The organism is Acutalibacter intestini, from assembly GCF_034334985.1.
GTDB classification, from domain to species: Bacteria; Bacillota; Clostridia; order Oscillospirales; family Acutalibacteraceae; genus Acutalibacter; species Acutalibacter intestini.
Window position 1 is genome coordinate 42,522 of record NZ_JAWXXL010000006.1, and the last position, 15,681, is coordinate 58,202.

The window sequence follows — 15,681 nt, forward strand, 5'->3', positions numbered from 1 at the left end:
GGGTAGCAGACGCCCCTGGCCCTTTAAGGAGGTTCCCATGATCAATTCTATCTGGTTCGGCATGATCGCGCTTAGTGTGGTGTGCGCGGCGGTAAATGGAAGGCTGGGGGAGCTCTCCTCTGCTGTTATGGAAGGAGCTTCCGACGCGGTGGAGCTCTCCATCTTTCTGCTGGGCAGCCTGTGTGCCTGGCTGGGCTTTTTGCGCATTGCGGAGGAAAGCGGCCTAACCCAACTGCTGGCAAAAGGTTTTTCCCCGATCATTGACCGGTTGTTTCCCGATTATAAGGATGACCCGGAGCTAAAGGGAAAGATCTGCATGAACCTTTCGGCCAACCTACTGGGCCTGGGCAATGCCGCCACGCCCTTGGGGCTTTCGGCGATGAAGGCAATGGCGGAGCGGAGCCCGGATGCGCTGCCCACCCGGGGGATGATCCTCTTTGTAGTGATCAACACAGCTTCCCTGCAAATTCTGCCCATCAATATGGCGGCTATGCGGGCCTCCTGCGGCAGTGCCGCGCCCTTTGGCATTTTGCCGGAAATATGGGTCACGTCCTTGGCTTCTCTGGGGGCGGCGGTAGCGTTCTGCAAAATAGCGGAGGCCCGGTGGGGAAAGGAGGTGGGCGGATGGAAGCGATAGGCGCGGCGGCGCTGCCGGTAATTTTGGGAATTATTTTGATGTTCGGCTTTTTCCGGGGGGTGGAGGTGTTCGACGCCTTTTTGACCGGCGCAAAAGAGGGAATCGGCACCTCGCTGCGTATTTTGCCCACCTTGATCGGCTTAATTGTGGCCGTAAATATGGTGCGGGCCTCTGGCCTGCTGGATCTGCTTTGTGGTGTGGCGGAACCTTTGGCAAAAGCGGCGGGTATCTCTCCGGAGATTGCGCCGCTGGCGGTTTTGCGGCCTGTTTCCGGCAGCGGGGCCTCGGCCTATACCCTTTCCCTTCTCCAACGGTTTGGCCCAGACAGCCAGACGGGGCGCGTTGCCTCTGTGCTGGCCTCCTCCACCGAGACGACCTTTTATGCTATTACAGTATATTTTGGAGCCTGCCAGTGCAAAAAGCTGCGTTATACAGTACCGGCCGCTTTATTGGGGGATATGGTGGCTGTGGTGCTCTCGGTTTTGACCGTGAATTTTTTTGGCGCATTTTGACATTCCTTCCGTTTTGTGTTATGATTCCCCTGGATAGAATGGGGGGGAGAACATGAAACTGATTCGAGAGAAGTGCTGCTGCTTTACCGGCCACAGGCGGGTTCCGGAGTTGGAGGGGCTTTGGATTCGCCGCCAGCTGCGGGAAAGGATGACAGAGCTGTATCAAGAGGGGGTTGATACGTTCATTGCGGGGGGAGCCCTGGGATTTGATACCATGGCGGCACAGGAGGTAGTGCGTATGCGGGATAAGGGCGCGTACCCTTTCCGGCTGGTGCTGGCTTTGCCCTATCCGGGGCAGGAGGCCGGCTGGCCGCCGCAGAATATATCCACCTATCAGGGGCTGCTGCGTACCGCGGACGAGGCAATTTATTTAAGTGATTTTTATGAGGAAGATTGCCTGCTGCGGCGGAACCGGTATATGGTGGATAACAGTAGCCGCTGTATATGTTACCTGACCACTAAGAGGGGCCGGGGCGGCACGGTATATACCGTGAAATACGCGATGAAAGCGGGGGTGCGGCTGATTTATCTGGTAAATCAAAGTGGGGCGGAGGAAATGCGGTAGCAGCCATACGGGGGGGCTGTGCCCAACAGTGTAGGAAAAATTCCTTAGTCGGGCGTTTTCGATGTTTCAAACAAGTTCTAGCAAAAGTCTTGACAATATCCCTTCTAGAGGGTATAATTTTTTATAGGTTTTCCATGCCTGACACTAAGGCCAGCGCCTGCGTGAAAGGTACGGCTTTTTGTGGCATTGCTGCGCCGTATCTTTCATTGGGTACGGCGCTTCTAAATTTTTATAGGAGGAATATTTTATGGAGACAAAAGTTGCGGTTATGAGTATTATTGTTGAGGATAGCCAGACGGTAGACAAGCTAAACGCCCTGCTGCACGAGTACGGCGAATATATTATCGGCAGAATGGGGATTCCCTACCGGGCCAGAAATATTAATATTATCAGTATCGCTCTGGACGCCCCCCAAGACACTATTTCTACCATGGCGGGGAAGATTGGAAACCTGCCGGGCATTAGCGTAAAAACCGCCCTTTCGGGGGTGCCTGGTCGTGAGTGAGCCGGCTGCTGCGTTGGTTGACTCCCTGGCCCAGGGGCATCGCCTTTCCTTGGAAGAATACCAGACCCTGGTAGAGTCGCTTTCGCCCTCCATAGCCGCGCTGCTTTCGGAAAAGGCCGTGGCGGTACGGCGGAAGATCTATGGAAGCGCGGTCTACGTGCGTGGGCTGGTGGAGATCAGCAATATCTGTAAAAACAACTGTTTCTACTGTGGCATTCGCCGGGATAACGCTGCCTGTGACCGCTACCGGCTTGGCGCGGAAGAGATTTTTGGTTGTGCGGAGGAGGGCTACCGTCTGGGCTTTCGCACCTTTGTGCTGCAAGGGGGGGAGGACCCGCATTTTACCGATGAGGTGCTGTGTGGCATAATTGGTGGAATCAAGAAGCGCCACCCGGACTGCGCGGTAACCGTCTCTATGGGAGAGCGCAGCCGGGCAAGCTACCAGAGGCTTTTTGATGCCGGGGCCGACCGCTACCTGCTGCGCCATGAGACCGCCGACCGGGGCCACTACGGCCAGCTGCACCCACCGGAGATGTCCTTTGACAACCGGATGCGCTGCCTCCGGGACCTAAGGGAAATCGGCTTTCAGACGGGTTGTGGGCTCATGGTAGGCTCGCCGGGGCAGACTAGCCAGACCCTGGCGCTGGATCTAAAATTCATTGAGGAGTTTAAGCCCGACATGTGTGGCATAGGCCCCTTCATCCCCCATAAAGACACGCCTTTTGGGGACCACCCTGCTGGTACGCTGGAACTAACTTGCTATCTGCTGTCCATCATCCGTTTGATTCATCCTCCGGTACTGCTGCCCGCCACCACGGCCCTGGGCACCATTCATCCGCAGGGCAGGGAAAAGGGGATTTTAGCCGGGGCCAACGTGGTGATGCCCAATCTCTCTCCAGAGAACGTACGGAGCAAGTATGAACTCTACAACAATAAGCTGAACACAGGGGCCGAGGCCGCCCAGGGTCTGGCTATGCTGAAAGAGAGCATGGCACGGATCGGTTATCAGGTGGTGACGGACCGGGGGGACGTGAAAAAGGAGGCAAGCCTGTGACAAGGAAAGAAAAAGCGGAGCGTATCCTGGGAGGCTCTGGTCTGCTAAAGCATCTAGAAGCTTATGGAACTCCGTGCGTCATTGGCAGCTGCCGCATGGACATGATGGCCTGGAATGATATTGACATTGATGTTGAAAATAACGGCATGTCCCTGGAAAAGCTTTACCAGCTGACCGCCTATATTCTGGAAACCTTTCATCCCCTCTGGTACGAGGCGAAGGAGGAGGTGAATGATGAGGGGAAAGTCGTGTGGTTCCAGGGTTTTGAGGCTATGATTGACGGGGAGCGCTGGAACTTTGACCTATGGTTCTTTGACCGGGAAACCATCGAAAAGGCAAAGGCCCTCTGCGACGGTATGGCAGCCAGAGCCACAGCGGCCCAAAAGGAGCGGATCGTCCGCCTGAAACAGGAGCTTATCGCCCGGGAGCTGTATGCTGTGGATCAGTTCCATTCAATGGACGTGTACAGGGCGGTACTGGAGGACGGTATAGGAGATATTTCTGGCTTTTTAGAGAAATATGGACACAGCGCGTAGAAAAACGTCTGGTTTATATATGCCGGTTTCTATATTTACAAACTGCGTCATAGCAAAAAAATCTGAGGCAAAGAGAAATCTGCCCCAAAGAAAGGAAGAATTTATCATGGCAAAGTATGACCCGAAATCCCTGCACGCGGAGGAATTTATCAATGACGAGGAGATCCGCGAGACTTTAGCCTATGCTGAGCAGAACAAGAACAACGTGGAGCTTATTGACCAGATCTTGGAAAAGGCCCGGCCCCAAAAGACAGCCGCCGGCTGCGTGTGCTCTGGTCTGACCCACCGGGAGGCCTCGGTACTGTTGGCCTGCGAGATTCCGGAAAAGGTGGAGCGGATGTATGAGATTGCCGAGGAGATCAAACTGGCTTTCTATGGCAACCGCATTGTAATCTTTGCGCCGCTGTATCTTTCCAACTATTGCGTAAACGGCTGCACCTACTGCCCGTATCATGCTGTTAACAAACATATTCCCCGGAAAAAGCTGAGCCAGGAAGAAGTGAAAGCCGAGGTCATCGCTTTACAGGACATGGGCCACAAGCGGCTGGCCATAGAGGCAGGCGAGGACCCGGTGAATAATCCCATTGAGTATATTCTTGAGTCCATTAAGACCATCTACAGCGTCCACCACAAGAACGGCGACATCCGCCGGGTGAACGTGAACATTGCGGCCACTACAGTGGAAAACTACCGCAAGCTGAAAGACGCGGGTATTGGCACCTATATACTCTTCCAGGAGACCTACCACAAAAAGAGCTACGAGCAGCTGCATCCCACCGGACCCAAACACAACTATGACTACCACACCGAGGCGATGGACCGGGCTATGGAGGGCGGCATTGACGACGTGGGCCTGGGGGTGCTCTTTGGCCTGGAGCTGTATAAATATGAGTTTGCCGGGCTGATTATGCACGCCGAGCATTTAGAAGCGGTCCACGGTGTGGGCCCCCACACGATTAGTGTGCCACGGCTGAAGAAGGCGGACGACATAGACCCCACTCAGTTCGATAATGGAATAGACGATGAGACCTTTGCTAAGATCACCGCCTGTATCCGTCTGGCGGTGCCCTATACCGGCATGATTATTTCTACCCGGGAGACCGAGGCTGTGCGCAGCAAGCTGCTGCGGCTGGGCATCTCTCAGGTCAGCGGCGGGTCCCGCACCTCGGTGGGGGGCTATACCCAGGAGGAGCGCCCCCATGACACCGAGCAGTTTGACGTCTCTGACCAGCGTACTTTGGACCAGGTGGTGTGCTGGCTCATGGAGAATGGCCATATCCCCTCCTTCTGCACGGCCTGTTACCGGGAGGGCCGCACCGGCGACCGCTTTATGAGCCTTTGCAAAAACGGGCAGATCCTTAACTGCTGCCACCCCAACGCCCTGATGACCCTTAGTGAGTATTTGGAGGACTACGCCAGCCCCCAGACCAAAGAGGTGGGCTACAAGATGGTGGAAGAGGAGCTCAAGCGCATTCCCAAGGACAAGGTACGGCAGATCGCGGAGGAGCATATCCAGGATATTAAGAACTCCAACCGCCGGGACTTCCGGTTCTAAAACGAGAAAAGAGGATGAAATGAGGGGAAAGAATATGTGGCTGCTGCTTGCTGTGCTCTCCTCTGTGTTCGCGGCGCTGACCTCTATTTTGGCAAAGATGGGCATCCAGGGAGTGAACGCCAATCTGGCCACAGCCATCCGCACAGTGGTCGTGCTGGCCATGGCCTGGGGCATGGTGTTCCTCACCAACGCCCAGGGCGGGGTTTCCGCCATTACGCCCAAGAGCTGGGCGTTTCTGATTCTCTCAGGTCTTGCCACCGGGGCCTCCTGGCTGTGCTACTACTACGCGCTACAGGTAGGGGAGGCCTCGAAGGTAGTGCCTATTGATAAAATGAGTGTGGTCATTACTTTGCTGCTGGCCTTTGTGTTCTTGCATGAAAAGGTTACCCTCAAGTCTGCCATAGGTTGTGTCCTTATAGGGGCAGGAACGCTATTGATGGTGCTGTGAATAGGGGAGGTGGAATCATGAGGAAGTGCCCGCGCTGTGATGTGGAGATGACAGAAGGCTATGCGCTATATGGGTCTGACAGCCACTGGCGGGTGATGCTGGCCGAGGACAAGAAGTGGTTTCCGAAAGAAATAGGCCGGCTTTCCTGCGCGGTCTGCCCGGAGTGCGGTTATGTGGAACTGTTTGTAGAGGGCGGTAAGAAAGAACTGGGATAGCTCCTAAAAAGGAGGAGAAAAGCCATGCTAGTACAAACCGAGAACGGCAGCCAGCTGCTGGAAATGATTTCGGTGGAGGAAGAGAAAGCCTCCGCGCTGTATAGCCCGATTAACTGTTCGCTGGGCGTGGTGAAGCTGGGCGGCGACTATCTGCTGGGCTGGAACAAGTGGCGGCAGGATTGGGAGATTTTTGGCGGCTGCCGGGAAGAAGGGGAGACTCCGCGCCAGTGCATGGACCGTGAAGGAGAGGAAGAACTGGGCCTCTCCGGCCTGGAATGGACCTTTTTGGGGCTGATGCACTGTAAAATGGCGCCTGACTTTTTTGACTGCAATTGGCATGAGGAATACGGCGCGATCTACGGGGTTACGCTGCCGCCAGAGTACCTGGCGGTGATTGAAAAGCGCCGTGTGGACCGGGAAGAGATCGAAAGACTGGCCTTTTACCAGCAGGTGAAGGGGAAAGAGAGAATTGCCCTTATTGACGAAAAACTCTTGGAATATTGGACGTAGAAGGAGCGTGGTTATTGCGATGAGCCTAAATGAGACGGTTTCTGCCCAGCGCCCCCATATCGCTTTTTTCGGGATGCGGAACGCGGGAAAGTCCAGCGTGGTCAACGCCATTACCGGCCAGGCCCTGGCGGTGGTCTCCCCAGTAAAGGGCACCACAACGGACCCGGTGCAGAAGGCTATGGAGCTGCTGCCCCTGGGACCGGTCGTGATGATTGACACCCCAGGTCTGGACGATGAGGGAGAGCTGGGGGCGCTGCGAGTAGAAAAGACCCGGCAGGTACTGGCAAAAACAGACATTGCCGTGCTGGTGGTGGACGCGGCCCAGGGCATAAGCTCTCAGGACCGGGAACTGCTGGACCTGTTTGTCCAAAAGGAGCTGCCCTTCTTGGTAGCATATAATAAGGCGGACCTGTTGGGGGAAAGGCCTGCTTTAGCCGACGGGGAATTGTACGTCAGCGCCCGGACCGGGGAAAATATTGAGGCGCTGAAGGACCGGCTAGGGGCGTTTACCGCCAAAGCCAATGTGTCCCGGCCTATTGTGGCGGATCTTATAGCCCCTGGAGACCTGACGGTGCTGGTCACGCCCATTGACGCCGCGGCCCCCAAGGGACGGATGATTCTGCCTCAGCAGCAGACCATGCGGGACATTTTGGACGCCCATTGCGCTTTTGTCACCTGCCAGCCGGAGGAGCTGGCGGGAACCCTAAAAGCCTTGGCTGCAAAGCCAAAGCTGGTGATAACAGATTCGCAGGCCTTTGGCCGGGTGGCGGGAGATGTGCCAGGAGATGTACTGCTTACTTCCTTTTCCATTCTGTTCGCCCGGTATAAGGGAAGTTTGGCCACGCTGGTAGAGGGCGCCGCCCGGCTAAGCAAACTGAAAGATGGCGACCGGGTGCTAATATCCGAAGGCTGCACCCATCACCGGCAGTGCGGGGACATTGGCACTGTGAAGCTTCCAAAATGGATTGAGGACTACAACGGAGCAAAGCCTAGCTATTGCTTTACTTCAGGGGGCGAGTTCCCAGAGGACCTGGCCGGCTTTGCCCTGGTGGTGCACTGCGGCGGCTGTATGCTCAATGAGAAGGAGATGCAGGGCCGGGTGAAGCGGGCCAAAGCGACGGGGGTGCCCATTGTCAACTATGGGGTGGCCATTGCCCAGATGCATGGGATCCTTCGCCGAAGCCTGGAGGCTTTCCCGGAAATTTTAGCAAAGCTGGAAGAATAAAACGACAAAACTCCCTGCGCTGGCGGCAGGGAGTTCTTGCTTATGGCAGAAAACAGCACTTTCCGCTTTTGGGTATTTATTTGCCGGAGGCGATGTGCTATAATGTCCGAAGAAGATTTTAGGACGGGCAAAGTTTGATGAGGCCAGGGGGAAGCATTGACAAAGGAATTTGACAAAGCGCCTGGCGTGTAGATGATTGGGGACTTTGTAAAGGGAAAGGAATTGACAACATGGAATACCGTCTTGATATGGGAATGTGGAACCAAGTGTTCGCGGTTCCCTGCGCTTTAGCCGACCGGCATTTAAAACTGGCCGGAAAAGAACAGCTGCAAGTAATCCTTTGGGTGCTGCGCCATGCGGGCAGTAGCTTTTCACCAGAGGCTATGGCCCAGGCTTTGGGTATGTCGGCAGACTCCGCCCTGGACGCTCTGGACTATTGGGCCGACCGGGGCCTGCTGGCTCAGTCAGGAGGCGAGCTGCGCCCGGTCCCCCAGCCAGAGCCTGCCCCGTCCGCTCCGGCTCGGACAGAACCAGTGATTCCGGACAAAGAACCTCCACAGAAAACGGCCCTTCCCCCCAAAAAGCGCCTTCTGCGTCCAGACAGCGCCCACCTGGCTGCGCGGATGGAGGAGTCGGAGCAGATACGCTTTTTGATGCAGGAGACAGAGGCTGTGCTGGGCAAGACCCTCTCTCCCGCTATGAGCGCGCTGCTGCTGACCATTTCCGACGATTACGGCCTACCCGTGGAGGTGACGGTCATGCTCATCAATTATGCCCGGGAGGTGGGCAAGACGGGTACCAGTTACATTGACTCGGTAGCAAGAGATTGGGCAGAAAGTAATATCTTTACCGTGGCTGCCGCAGAAGAAAAGTTACAGGAGCTTAGCCGCCGCCGGCTGGCCTGGGGGCAGGTGTCTGCCGCTGCGGGCCTGCCCAAGCGCTCCCCCAGCAAAAAGGAGGAGGACGCGGCTTGCCGCTGGGTATATGAGTGGGGGTTTTCCCGAGAAATGCTTTCCGCTGCCTACGAAAGCTGCGTGGACCACACAGGAAAGTTCAGCGCCGCTTATATGAACAAGGTGTTAGAGGGCTGGCAGAGCAGGAATATTAAGAACATAGAGCAGCTGAAGGACCAGGAGAAAAAATCCGAAGAAGCGAAAGGTCAGGCCAAGAGCTATGATATTGACGAGCTGGAGAGCATGAGCTTTTTTGATTTGCCGGAGGAGCTTTAAAGACATGGGAAATAAAGGACGGCGTCCAAAAAGCGTAGCGAAATGGGCGTATGATCAAAAACAAAAGGGAGCGTAATTATGGGATATGACAGAACCATTGGCGGGGCGGCGGCAGGCGAGCTGGAACGTAGGCGAAAAACTGCGGAGGCCACGGCGGCCCGCCGCCTGGAGGAATTTTACCGCCAGTGCCCAAAGGCCCAGGAGATTAAATCGCAGATGGCTTCTAACGCCGCAAAGGCCGGCCGGGCTGTGGTGGCTGGGGGCAATGTGCGGGCTGAACTGGAAAAGCTAAGGGACACAGGCTTGGCCCTAACCCAGGAATACCAGGAACTGCTGGCCGCGCATGGCCTTACGGCAGAGGACGTTACTCCCCGGTATACCTGTCCCCACTGTAAGGACACCGGTTTTGTGGATGGGCGCATGTGCGGCTGTTTGCGGCAGTTGAGAAAAAACGCCGCCTATCAGCAGCTAAGCTCTGGCCTGCCGCTGGAAAAATGTACCTTCCAAAACTTCTCCCTGGAGTTTTACCAGGAGAATGACCGGACCAGCCATCAGATGGAGAGCGTGCTGCGGGCCTGCAAAAGCTATGCCCAGCGTCTGCGGGAGAACTCGCCCAGCCTGCTGTTCAAAGGCGGCACGGGCCTTGGCAAGACCCATTTGTCCTTAGCTATTGCCAACTGCGCCATTGAGAAGGGCTTGGGGGTAATTTACGGCTCGGCCCAGACCTTTGCCACCGCCCTGGAAAAGGAGCGCTTCGACCGGGAGGGCCAGGGGGTTGCCGAAAAGCTGGTGGACTGCGACCTGCTGATTTTAGACGACCTGGGGGCCGAGTTTCCCTCGGCCTATGTGAACGCGGCTCTATACGACACGGTGAACCGCCGGATGCTGGCGGACCAGCCCACCATTATCAGTACGAACCTCTCCATGAAGGAGCTGGAAGAGCGCTACGGCGAACGCTTTGCCTCCCGCATTGCCGGGTACTACGGCAAGCTGGAATTTGTCGGCTCCGACGTGCGGGTACAGCAGCAGAGGAACCGGACCCGGCGCAGCCAAAATTGACAAATGCCGGGGTCACGGCTCCAGCCGCCACAGGCCCAGCTTTCCCTTGGCCGGGAAGGGGCGGGCCAGGGGCTCTATGTCCTCCAGCAGCCAGGCGAAGCGGCCTGGGGCATACTGGCCGCAGAGGCGCTCGGTGGAGGAGAGGGGGTATTCGTCGAAGAAGCGCTGGTCCATGGGCAGGCAGTCCGCCAGGACGCAGCGGCATACCACCAGGCCGTAGGCCATCTCCCGGTTGGGAATCAGCTGTAGCAGCTCTTGCACATGGGCGTCTGCGGGGCAAATTTTTAACGCCCCCGCATGGATGTACAGCGGCCCCCGGTAGCGGGTGGACCAGCTCCGGGTCTCGATCCGCTTTAGCCCCGCGCAAATCAAGCTAGCCCAGGGCTCCCGCAGGGTCAGGGCCCGGGGCTCGTCGTTGGTGTTCATAGGCAAAAACCTCCCGAATATTTTGCAGATACTGTCTATCATTATACAAGATGGGCTATGTAAAGTAAACTCCCGTATTTTTCTGTTGACAAAAGAGCTGTGTTCGTGTATAATTCATTTGGTGTAAAGATGATACCTTTACAGAAAGTGTGGAGGAGGGCTGGACATGGGCGCTGCAAAGGACCTGAAGATTTCTTATCTACTAGATTTTTATGGTGAAATGCTGACAGAGACCCAGCGGGAGGCAGTGGACGCCTATTATAACCAAGACATGTCCCTTTCCGAAATAGCGGACGACCGGGCCATTAGCCGGCAGGGGGCGCGGGACGCCATTAAACGGGCGGAACAGCAGCTGCTGGAAATGGAAGAACGGCTGGGGCTGGCAAAGCGCTTTCGGGAGATGCAAAAGACCCTGGCGGTGGTATGCGACTGCGCCCTGAATATCCAAGAGCTGAATGCCCAGAACGGCGCGGTGGAAGAGATTGATAAAAACGCGGGAGTAATTTTGTCCTGCGCCCAGGAGATTGCGGATAAAAATTGATCGCAATCTCGTTAGGGCCAAGAACCGGCACCCGGATTGCTGCAAAGACCAGCAGATGCCTGCGCGAAGTTTTGCGGTATAAAATTTCTTGGGCCGCCGGAGGCGAGTTATTACACAAAAAGAGGTGAGGGGCATTGGCGTTTGAAGGATTGGCGGAAAAGCTGAGCAATTCTTTTAAAAAGCTACGGGGCAAGGGCAAGCTAAATGAAGGTGATGTAAAAGAGGCTATGCGAGAGGTGCGCCTGGCACTTTTGGAGGCGGACGTTAACTACAAAGTGGCCAAAGAGCTAACCGGAAAAATCACCGAACGTGCCATTGGTTCTGAGGTGATGGAGAGCCTGACTCCTGCCCAAATGGTGATAAAAATTGTCAACGAGGAGCTGACCGCCTTGATGGGGGGCAGCGAGGAGCGGCTGAAAAGCCCGCCCCACCCGCCGGCCGTTATTATGATGTGCGGCCTACAAGGCGCGGGCAAAACCACCCATGCCGCCAAGCTGGCCTATATGCTTAAGGGCCAGGGCCATAGGCCCCTGCTGGTGGCTGGAGACGTGTACCGTCCGGCAGCTATTAAGCAGTTACAGGTGATGGGCCAGCGGGCCGGGGCTCCGGTGTTTGAAAAAGGAAATCAAGACCCCGTGGAGACCGCCAAGGAGGCGGTGCGCCATGCCAAAGACTATGGCCACGACTATGTGATTATCGATACGGCTGGCCGGCTGCAAATTGATGAACCGCTGATGGACGAGCTGCGGCGCATGAAAGAAACGGTGGCCCCCACCGACGTACTGCTGGTGGTAGACGCTATGATTGGCCAGGAATCGGTAAACGTGGCAAAGACCTTTGATGAGCTGCTGGACATTACCGGCGTTATTTTGACGAAGCTGGACGGCGACACCCGGGGTGGAGCGGCACTTTCCATCAAGGCGGTAACCGGTAAGCCCATCAAGTTTGCGGGTACTGGTGAAAAGCTGGACGGCCTGGAGGTGTTCCATCCAGACCGTATGGCAGGACGGATTCTGGGCATGGGCGACGTGCTGTCGCTGATTGAGGACGCTCAGGCCCGGTTGGACGAGAAGGCCGCGGCAAAAACCGCCGAGCGGCTGCTTCACAATAAAATGGATCTGAACGATATGCTGGAGCAGTTCGAGCAAGTAAAAAAGATGGGCCCCATCAAGGGAATTCTCTCCAAACTGCCGGGGATTGGCAATAAGCTGGACGAAGTGGACATCGATGACCGCGTGATGGACCGCACCGCAGCCATTATCCTGTCCATGACGCCTTATGAACGCTCTCATCCGGATGCACTCAACGCCTCCCGCAAAAAGCGTATTGCCGCTGGCTGTGGCCAGAAGGTAGAGGATGTGAATCGACTGCTGAACCAGTTTAAGCAGACGCAGAAGTTGATGAAGCAGTTCGGCGGTAAAGGAAAAATGGGCAAACGAATGCGGGGCATGCCCAACTTGCCTTTTTAAGGAGGGGCCATGAAACTAGGCGAAGTGTGTTTGTTAACCACCGATGTGGTACGGTTGGCGAACTTTTATAAACGGCTGCTTGATATTGATAATGGCAGTCAGGACCCCGTGCATCAGTTTCTCATTCAAGAAGAGACCAGCTTGGCCGTATTGCAAGATGACGGGCCTAGAACTGGGCAGAGCGTGGTCTTAGCTTTTACCGTGGAGGATATAGAGGCTGTCTGCCAAAAACTACTGGATATGGGTGTGCAGGTGGTGGAAGGTCCTACGCCCCGACCCTGGGGCGCGGTGAACATGAGCTGCCGGGACCCAGATGGAAATTTGGTATATTTTAGAGCTTTTCCCAATGGTTGACCAGGGCGGCCCCAAAGAGGCCGAAGCCCTTATCATAAACAAAAAATATATTTCATGATTTTGGAGGAAAAAATTATGGCTGTTAAGATCAGACTGCGCCGCATGGGCGCCAAGAAAAACCCCTTCTACCGCATTGTGGTGGCGGATTCTCGTTTTCCCCGTGACGGCCGCTTCATTGAAGAAATTGGGTACTATAACCCCATGGAAGAGCCCAGTGTGGTAAAGCTGGACCCTGAGAAGGCCAAGAAATGGATTGAGAACGGCGCCCAGCCCACAGATACCGTGCGGGAGCTGTTTAAAAAACACGGCATTATCTAAGATGGACTTTACGATATAAAGAAGGAGAGGATAACAATGCAGGATCTACTCAAGGCCATCGCGTCCGGGCTGGTTGAAAAGCCGGAAGAGGTTTCGGTATCCAGCGAAGAGGACGAAAACGGCGTGACCGTGTATCACCTTCATGTGGCGGAGGAGGATATGGGCCGGGTAATTGGGAAACAGGGACGTATTGCAAAGGCTATTCGCGTGGTGATGCGGGCCGCTGCCACCCGAAATGATCAGAAGATCATGGTAGAGATTGATTGACCGGCGTTGAAGAATACCTTGAGCGTTGGCTAAAAAGGGGCCAGTTCCTGACGGTTTTGAGGAGTTGCTTAGGAATAGGAAATGGCGGTTTTGACTCTAAATATATTTATTTGGGGAATGGCCGGAAAATTCTTGGTAGAAAGGATGACGTTTCCAGTTCTTTAATCGACCCGAAGTTTATAACCGCCGGGGGCTGGTCTTTGCATATGGCAAGGGACCAAAAAGGAGGCGTGTTATGAAAAAGCAGTTTTTGGAGGCCGGGCGTATTGTGCGCACCCATGGTGTGCGGGGGGAACTCTGCCTGGAGCCCTGGGCCGATTCGGCGGAGTTTTTGGCCCAGGTGGAAGAATTCTTTTTCGATTCCCAGGGGGCTCGGGCGGTGGGCCTCAGCGCCTCGCGGGTGCATAAGGGACGTTTGCTTATTAAATTGCAAGGCGTGGATACGGTAGAACAGGGCGATGCCCTGCGGGGCCGGGTGCTATACTTAAATCGGGACCAGGTGAGTTTGGCGGAAGGCCAGTATTTTTTACAGGACTTGGAAGGTCTGCGGGCAGTAGACGCCAATACGGGCCGGGAATACGGCACTTTGAAAGAGGTACTGCAAACCCCTGCCAACGATGTGTACCGTATTGTCAGCGGGGAAAGGGAATACCTGTTCCCTGCGGTGGCCCATATGGTAGAGAAGGTAGACCTGGAGGCAGGAGAGGTCCGGCTGCTGCCTATTCCCGGCATCTTTGATGAAGATGGGGAGGAAGCCTGATGCGTGTAGATATTTTTACGCTCTTCCCCGAGATGTTCCCCCCTGTCATGGGAAATAGTATTGTGGGCAGAGCCCGCCGGAAGGGGTTTCTACAGTTGTGCTGCCACCAGCTGCGGGACTTTTCCCCTGACCGCCGGGGACGGGTAGACGATATGGTGTTTGGCGGGGGAAAGGGCATGCTGCTGGCCGCCGAGCCCTTTGCCCGGGGGCTAGATGCTTTGAGGGAACATTTGGGTTTTTTGCCGCATATCATCTATATGTCCCCTCGGGGCCGGGTGCTGGACCAACAAATGGCCAAAGAACTGGCTAAAGAACCGGCTCTGGTGTTGCTTTGCGGCCATTATGAAGGAGTGGACCAGCGCCTTTTAGACGAGTACCATGTCCAGGAACTATCTATCGGGGATTATGTGCTGACTGGAGGCGAGCTACCAGCCATGATCTTGGCAGATGCGGTAAGCCGCATGCTTCCGGGGGTGCTCTCAGACCAGGTGTGTTTTACGGAAGAAAGCCATTTTTCCGGTTTGTTGGAATATCCCCAGTACACAAGACCTGAGGTCTGGCGGGGACGGGCGGTGCCGGCAGTGCTGCTTAGTGGTCACCATGGCAAGATCGCGGCCTGGCGGAGGGAAGAGGCATTGTCTATAACATCTAAAAATCGCCCAGACCTTTTGGGAGAAGTAACGAAACAAAACGAGCAATAATTACTATAAATGGCTCGTGCTTTAATAAATAGCACTAAATAGAGGTTTTTTTCAGAATGACCCCCATATAGGTTGTTGAAAACTTTTAATATTCATATGCAACGTGCACAACGGAAGGGGCAAAATAAAAAAAAGGTCTGGTCATGAAAACAAAAATGACTGAATCGTGTTGACGAAGCCATGAAATATGGTATAATGACAACAACGCCAAAGAATGGCTGGCTTGTCTGTAGGCGATAAAAGTTTTACAGCGGCGTGGCCGGCTTTAGGCGAGACGGGAACCTTATTACCTCTATTTCAAAATTCTGTAGGAGAGTGAATGTACATGTGCGCAAAGGAAGTTTTGGTCCAAAATCAGGTAGGCTTGCATGCCCGCCCGGCCACATTCTTCATCCAGAAGGCAAATGAGTTCAAGTCCTCTATTTGGGTGGAGAAGGAGGAGAGGAGAGTAAATGCCAAAAGCTTGCTGGGTGTTCTGAGCCTGGGCATTGTGGGCGGTGTTACCATCCGGATTATTGCCGATGGTTCTGACGAACAGGAGGCTGTAGACGCTCTGGTAGCTCTGGTGAATTCCGGGTTTGCAGAGTAATTTGGGAAAGCTTGTAGCGTTTGGAACCCGCGTTTGACAATAGAGCGGCTTTGGGCAGAGAATAGCCACAGAAAGCTCTATGGTCAAATACGGGTTCTTATGTAACATGGCTACAGCACAAGCTGTTTAGCACCGCGAAAAAAGCGGTGCTTTTTTCTTAAAAATTCTACCAGTATACTGGGGATATATCCTGCCACATGGCTGTG

22 protein-coding genes are annotated in these 15,681 nt (G+C 55.0%); 21 read left to right on the forward strand and 1 reads right to left on the reverse strand.

Annotated elements, in window-relative coordinates; translation table 11 throughout:
* The first annotated feature begins 37 nt into the window (after positions 1 to 37).
* The 13 genes from U8U68_RS06650 (at position 38) to U8U68_RS06710 (ending at position 10,050) form a co-directional block, all read left to right on the forward strand.
* The gene (locus U8U68_RS06650) at positions 38 to 637 is read left to right on the forward strand and encodes a nucleoside recognition domain-containing protein (RefSeq protein WP_322200053.1); all 600 of its coding nucleotides are present in this window, start codon (positions 38 to 40) and stop codon (positions 635 to 637) included.
* Positions 625 to 1,149 (forward strand): spore maturation protein, encoded by a 525-nt coding sequence (locus tag U8U68_RS06655; RefSeq protein WP_322200054.1) that lies wholly within the window; start codon positions 625 to 627, stop codon positions 1,147 to 1,149. The genes U8U68_RS06650 and U8U68_RS06655 overlap by 13 nt, the downstream gene beginning before the upstream one ends.
* A 52-nt stretch (positions 1,150 to 1,201) precedes the next feature.
* Positions 1,202 to 1,714, forward strand: coding sequence for an SLOG family protein (locus tag U8U68_RS06660; protein ID WP_322200055.1), 513 nt, complete (start codon positions 1,202 to 1,204; stop codon positions 1,712 to 1,714).
* 247 nt (positions 1,715 to 1,961) lie between these two features.
* On the forward strand, positions 1,962 to 2,219 hold the full coding sequence (locus U8U68_RS06665; protein ID WP_322200056.1) for a TM1266 family iron-only hydrogenase system putative regulator: 258 nt from the start codon (positions 1,962 to 1,964) through the stop codon (positions 2,217 to 2,219).
* The gene (gene hydE / locus U8U68_RS06670; protein ID WP_322200057.1) at positions 2,212 to 3,273 is read left to right on the forward strand and encodes a [FeFe] hydrogenase H-cluster radical SAM maturase HydE; all 1,062 of its coding nucleotides are present in this window, start codon (positions 2,212 to 2,214) and stop codon (positions 3,271 to 3,273) included. Before U8U68_RS06665 ends, hydE begins: the two co-directional genes overlap by 8 nt.
* Positions 3,270 to 3,809, forward strand: coding sequence for a hypothetical protein (locus U8U68_RS06675; RefSeq protein ID WP_322200058.1), 540 nt, complete (start codon positions 3,270 to 3,272; stop codon positions 3,807 to 3,809). Before hydE ends, U8U68_RS06675 begins: the two co-directional genes overlap by 4 nt.
* Before the next feature lie 106 nt (positions 3,810 to 3,915).
* Complete coding sequence (gene hydG, locus U8U68_RS06680; RefSeq protein ID WP_322200059.1) at positions 3,916 to 5,364, forward strand: [FeFe] hydrogenase H-cluster radical SAM maturase HydG; 1,449 nt, start codon at positions 3,916 to 3,918, stop codon at positions 5,362 to 5,364.
* Positions 5,365 to 5,398: 34 nt separating this feature from the next.
* On the forward strand, positions 5,399 to 5,812 hold the full coding sequence (locus tag U8U68_RS06685) for an EamA family transporter (protein ID WP_322200202.1): 414 nt from the start codon (positions 5,399 to 5,401) through the stop codon (positions 5,810 to 5,812).
* 17 nt (positions 5,813 to 5,829) lie between these two features.
* Positions 5,830 to 6,027 (forward strand): hypothetical protein, encoded by a 198-nt coding sequence (locus U8U68_RS06690; protein WP_322200060.1) that lies wholly within the window; start codon positions 5,830 to 5,832, stop codon positions 6,025 to 6,027.
* A gap of 24 nt (positions 6,028 to 6,051) precedes the next feature.
* Complete coding sequence (locus U8U68_RS06695) at positions 6,052 to 6,537, forward strand: NUDIX hydrolase (RefSeq protein WP_322200061.1); 486 nt, start codon at positions 6,052 to 6,054, stop codon at positions 6,535 to 6,537.
* Between the two features lie 19 nt (positions 6,538 to 6,556).
* Positions 6,557 to 7,762 carry a [FeFe] hydrogenase H-cluster maturation GTPase HydF gene (gene hydF, locus U8U68_RS06700; RefSeq protein WP_322200062.1) on the forward strand — a complete coding sequence of 402 codons (1,206 nt, stop codon included), beginning with the start codon at positions 6,557 to 6,559 and terminating at the stop codon, positions 7,760 to 7,762.
* 230 nt (positions 7,763 to 7,992) lie between these two features.
* Positions 7,993 to 8,991 (forward strand): DnaD domain protein, encoded by a 999-nt coding sequence (locus U8U68_RS06705; protein WP_322200063.1) that lies wholly within the window; start codon positions 7,993 to 7,995, stop codon positions 8,989 to 8,991.
* Positions 8,992 to 9,069: 78 nt separating this feature from the next.
* Positions 9,070 to 10,050, forward strand: coding sequence for an ATP-binding protein (locus U8U68_RS06710; protein WP_322200064.1), 981 nt, complete (start codon positions 9,070 to 9,072; stop codon positions 10,048 to 10,050).
* A gap of 12 nt (positions 10,051 to 10,062) precedes the next feature.
* Here U8U68_RS06710 and U8U68_RS06715 read toward each other — a convergent pair whose 3' ends face one another.
* Entirely contained in the window at positions 10,063 to 10,476 is a 414-nt protein-coding gene (locus tag U8U68_RS06715) for an ASCH domain-containing protein (protein WP_322200065.1), read from the reverse strand.
* 166 nt (positions 10,477 to 10,642) lie between these two features.
* On the opposite strand from U8U68_RS06715, the gene ylxM reads away from it, so the two are divergent.
* The 8 genes from ylxM (at position 10,643) to U8U68_RS06755 (ending at position 15,475) form a co-directional block, all read left to right on the forward strand.
* A complete protein-coding gene (gene ylxM, locus U8U68_RS06720) occupies positions 10,643 to 11,017 on the forward strand; it encodes a YlxM family DNA-binding protein (protein ID WP_322200066.1) in 375 nt (124 codons plus the stop codon).
* Between the two features lie 134 nt (positions 11,018 to 11,151).
* A complete protein-coding gene (gene ffh, locus U8U68_RS06725; RefSeq protein WP_322200067.1) occupies positions 11,152 to 12,486 on the forward strand; it encodes a signal recognition particle protein in 1,335 nt (444 codons plus the stop codon).
* A gap of 9 nt (positions 12,487 to 12,495) precedes the next feature.
* Positions 12,496 to 12,840 carry a VOC family protein gene (locus U8U68_RS06730; RefSeq protein WP_322200068.1) on the forward strand — a complete coding sequence of 115 codons (345 nt, stop codon included), beginning with the start codon at positions 12,496 to 12,498 and terminating at the stop codon, positions 12,838 to 12,840.
* 75 nt (positions 12,841 to 12,915) lie between these two features.
* A complete protein-coding gene (rpsP, locus tag U8U68_RS06735) occupies positions 12,916 to 13,158 on the forward strand; it encodes a 30S ribosomal protein S16 (RefSeq protein ID WP_322200069.1) in 243 nt (80 codons plus the stop codon).
* Positions 13,159 to 13,194: 36 nt separating this feature from the next.
* Positions 13,195 to 13,425, forward strand: a complete 231-nt coding sequence (locus U8U68_RS06740) for a KH domain-containing protein (RefSeq protein WP_322200070.1) — start codon at positions 13,195 to 13,197, stop codon at positions 13,423 to 13,425.
* A 235-nt stretch (positions 13,426 to 13,660) separates the two neighbouring features.
* On the forward strand, positions 13,661 to 14,185 hold the full coding sequence (gene rimM, locus U8U68_RS06745) for a ribosome maturation factor RimM (protein ID WP_322200071.1): 525 nt from the start codon (positions 13,661 to 13,663) through the stop codon (positions 14,183 to 14,185).
* Positions 14,185 to 14,886 carry a tRNA (guanosine(37)-N1)-methyltransferase TrmD gene (gene trmD / locus U8U68_RS06750; protein WP_322200072.1) on the forward strand — a complete coding sequence of 234 codons (702 nt, stop codon included), beginning with the start codon at positions 14,185 to 14,187 and terminating at the stop codon, positions 14,884 to 14,886. Before rimM ends, trmD begins: the two co-directional genes overlap by 1 nt.
* Positions 14,887 to 15,211: 325 nt before the next feature.
* Positions 15,212 to 15,475: an HPr family phosphocarrier protein gene (locus tag U8U68_RS06755; RefSeq protein ID WP_120425953.1), complete on the forward strand. Its 264-nt coding sequence runs from the start codon at positions 15,212 to 15,214 to the stop codon at positions 15,473 to 15,475.
* Positions 15,476 to 15,681 lie beyond the last annotated feature (206 nt).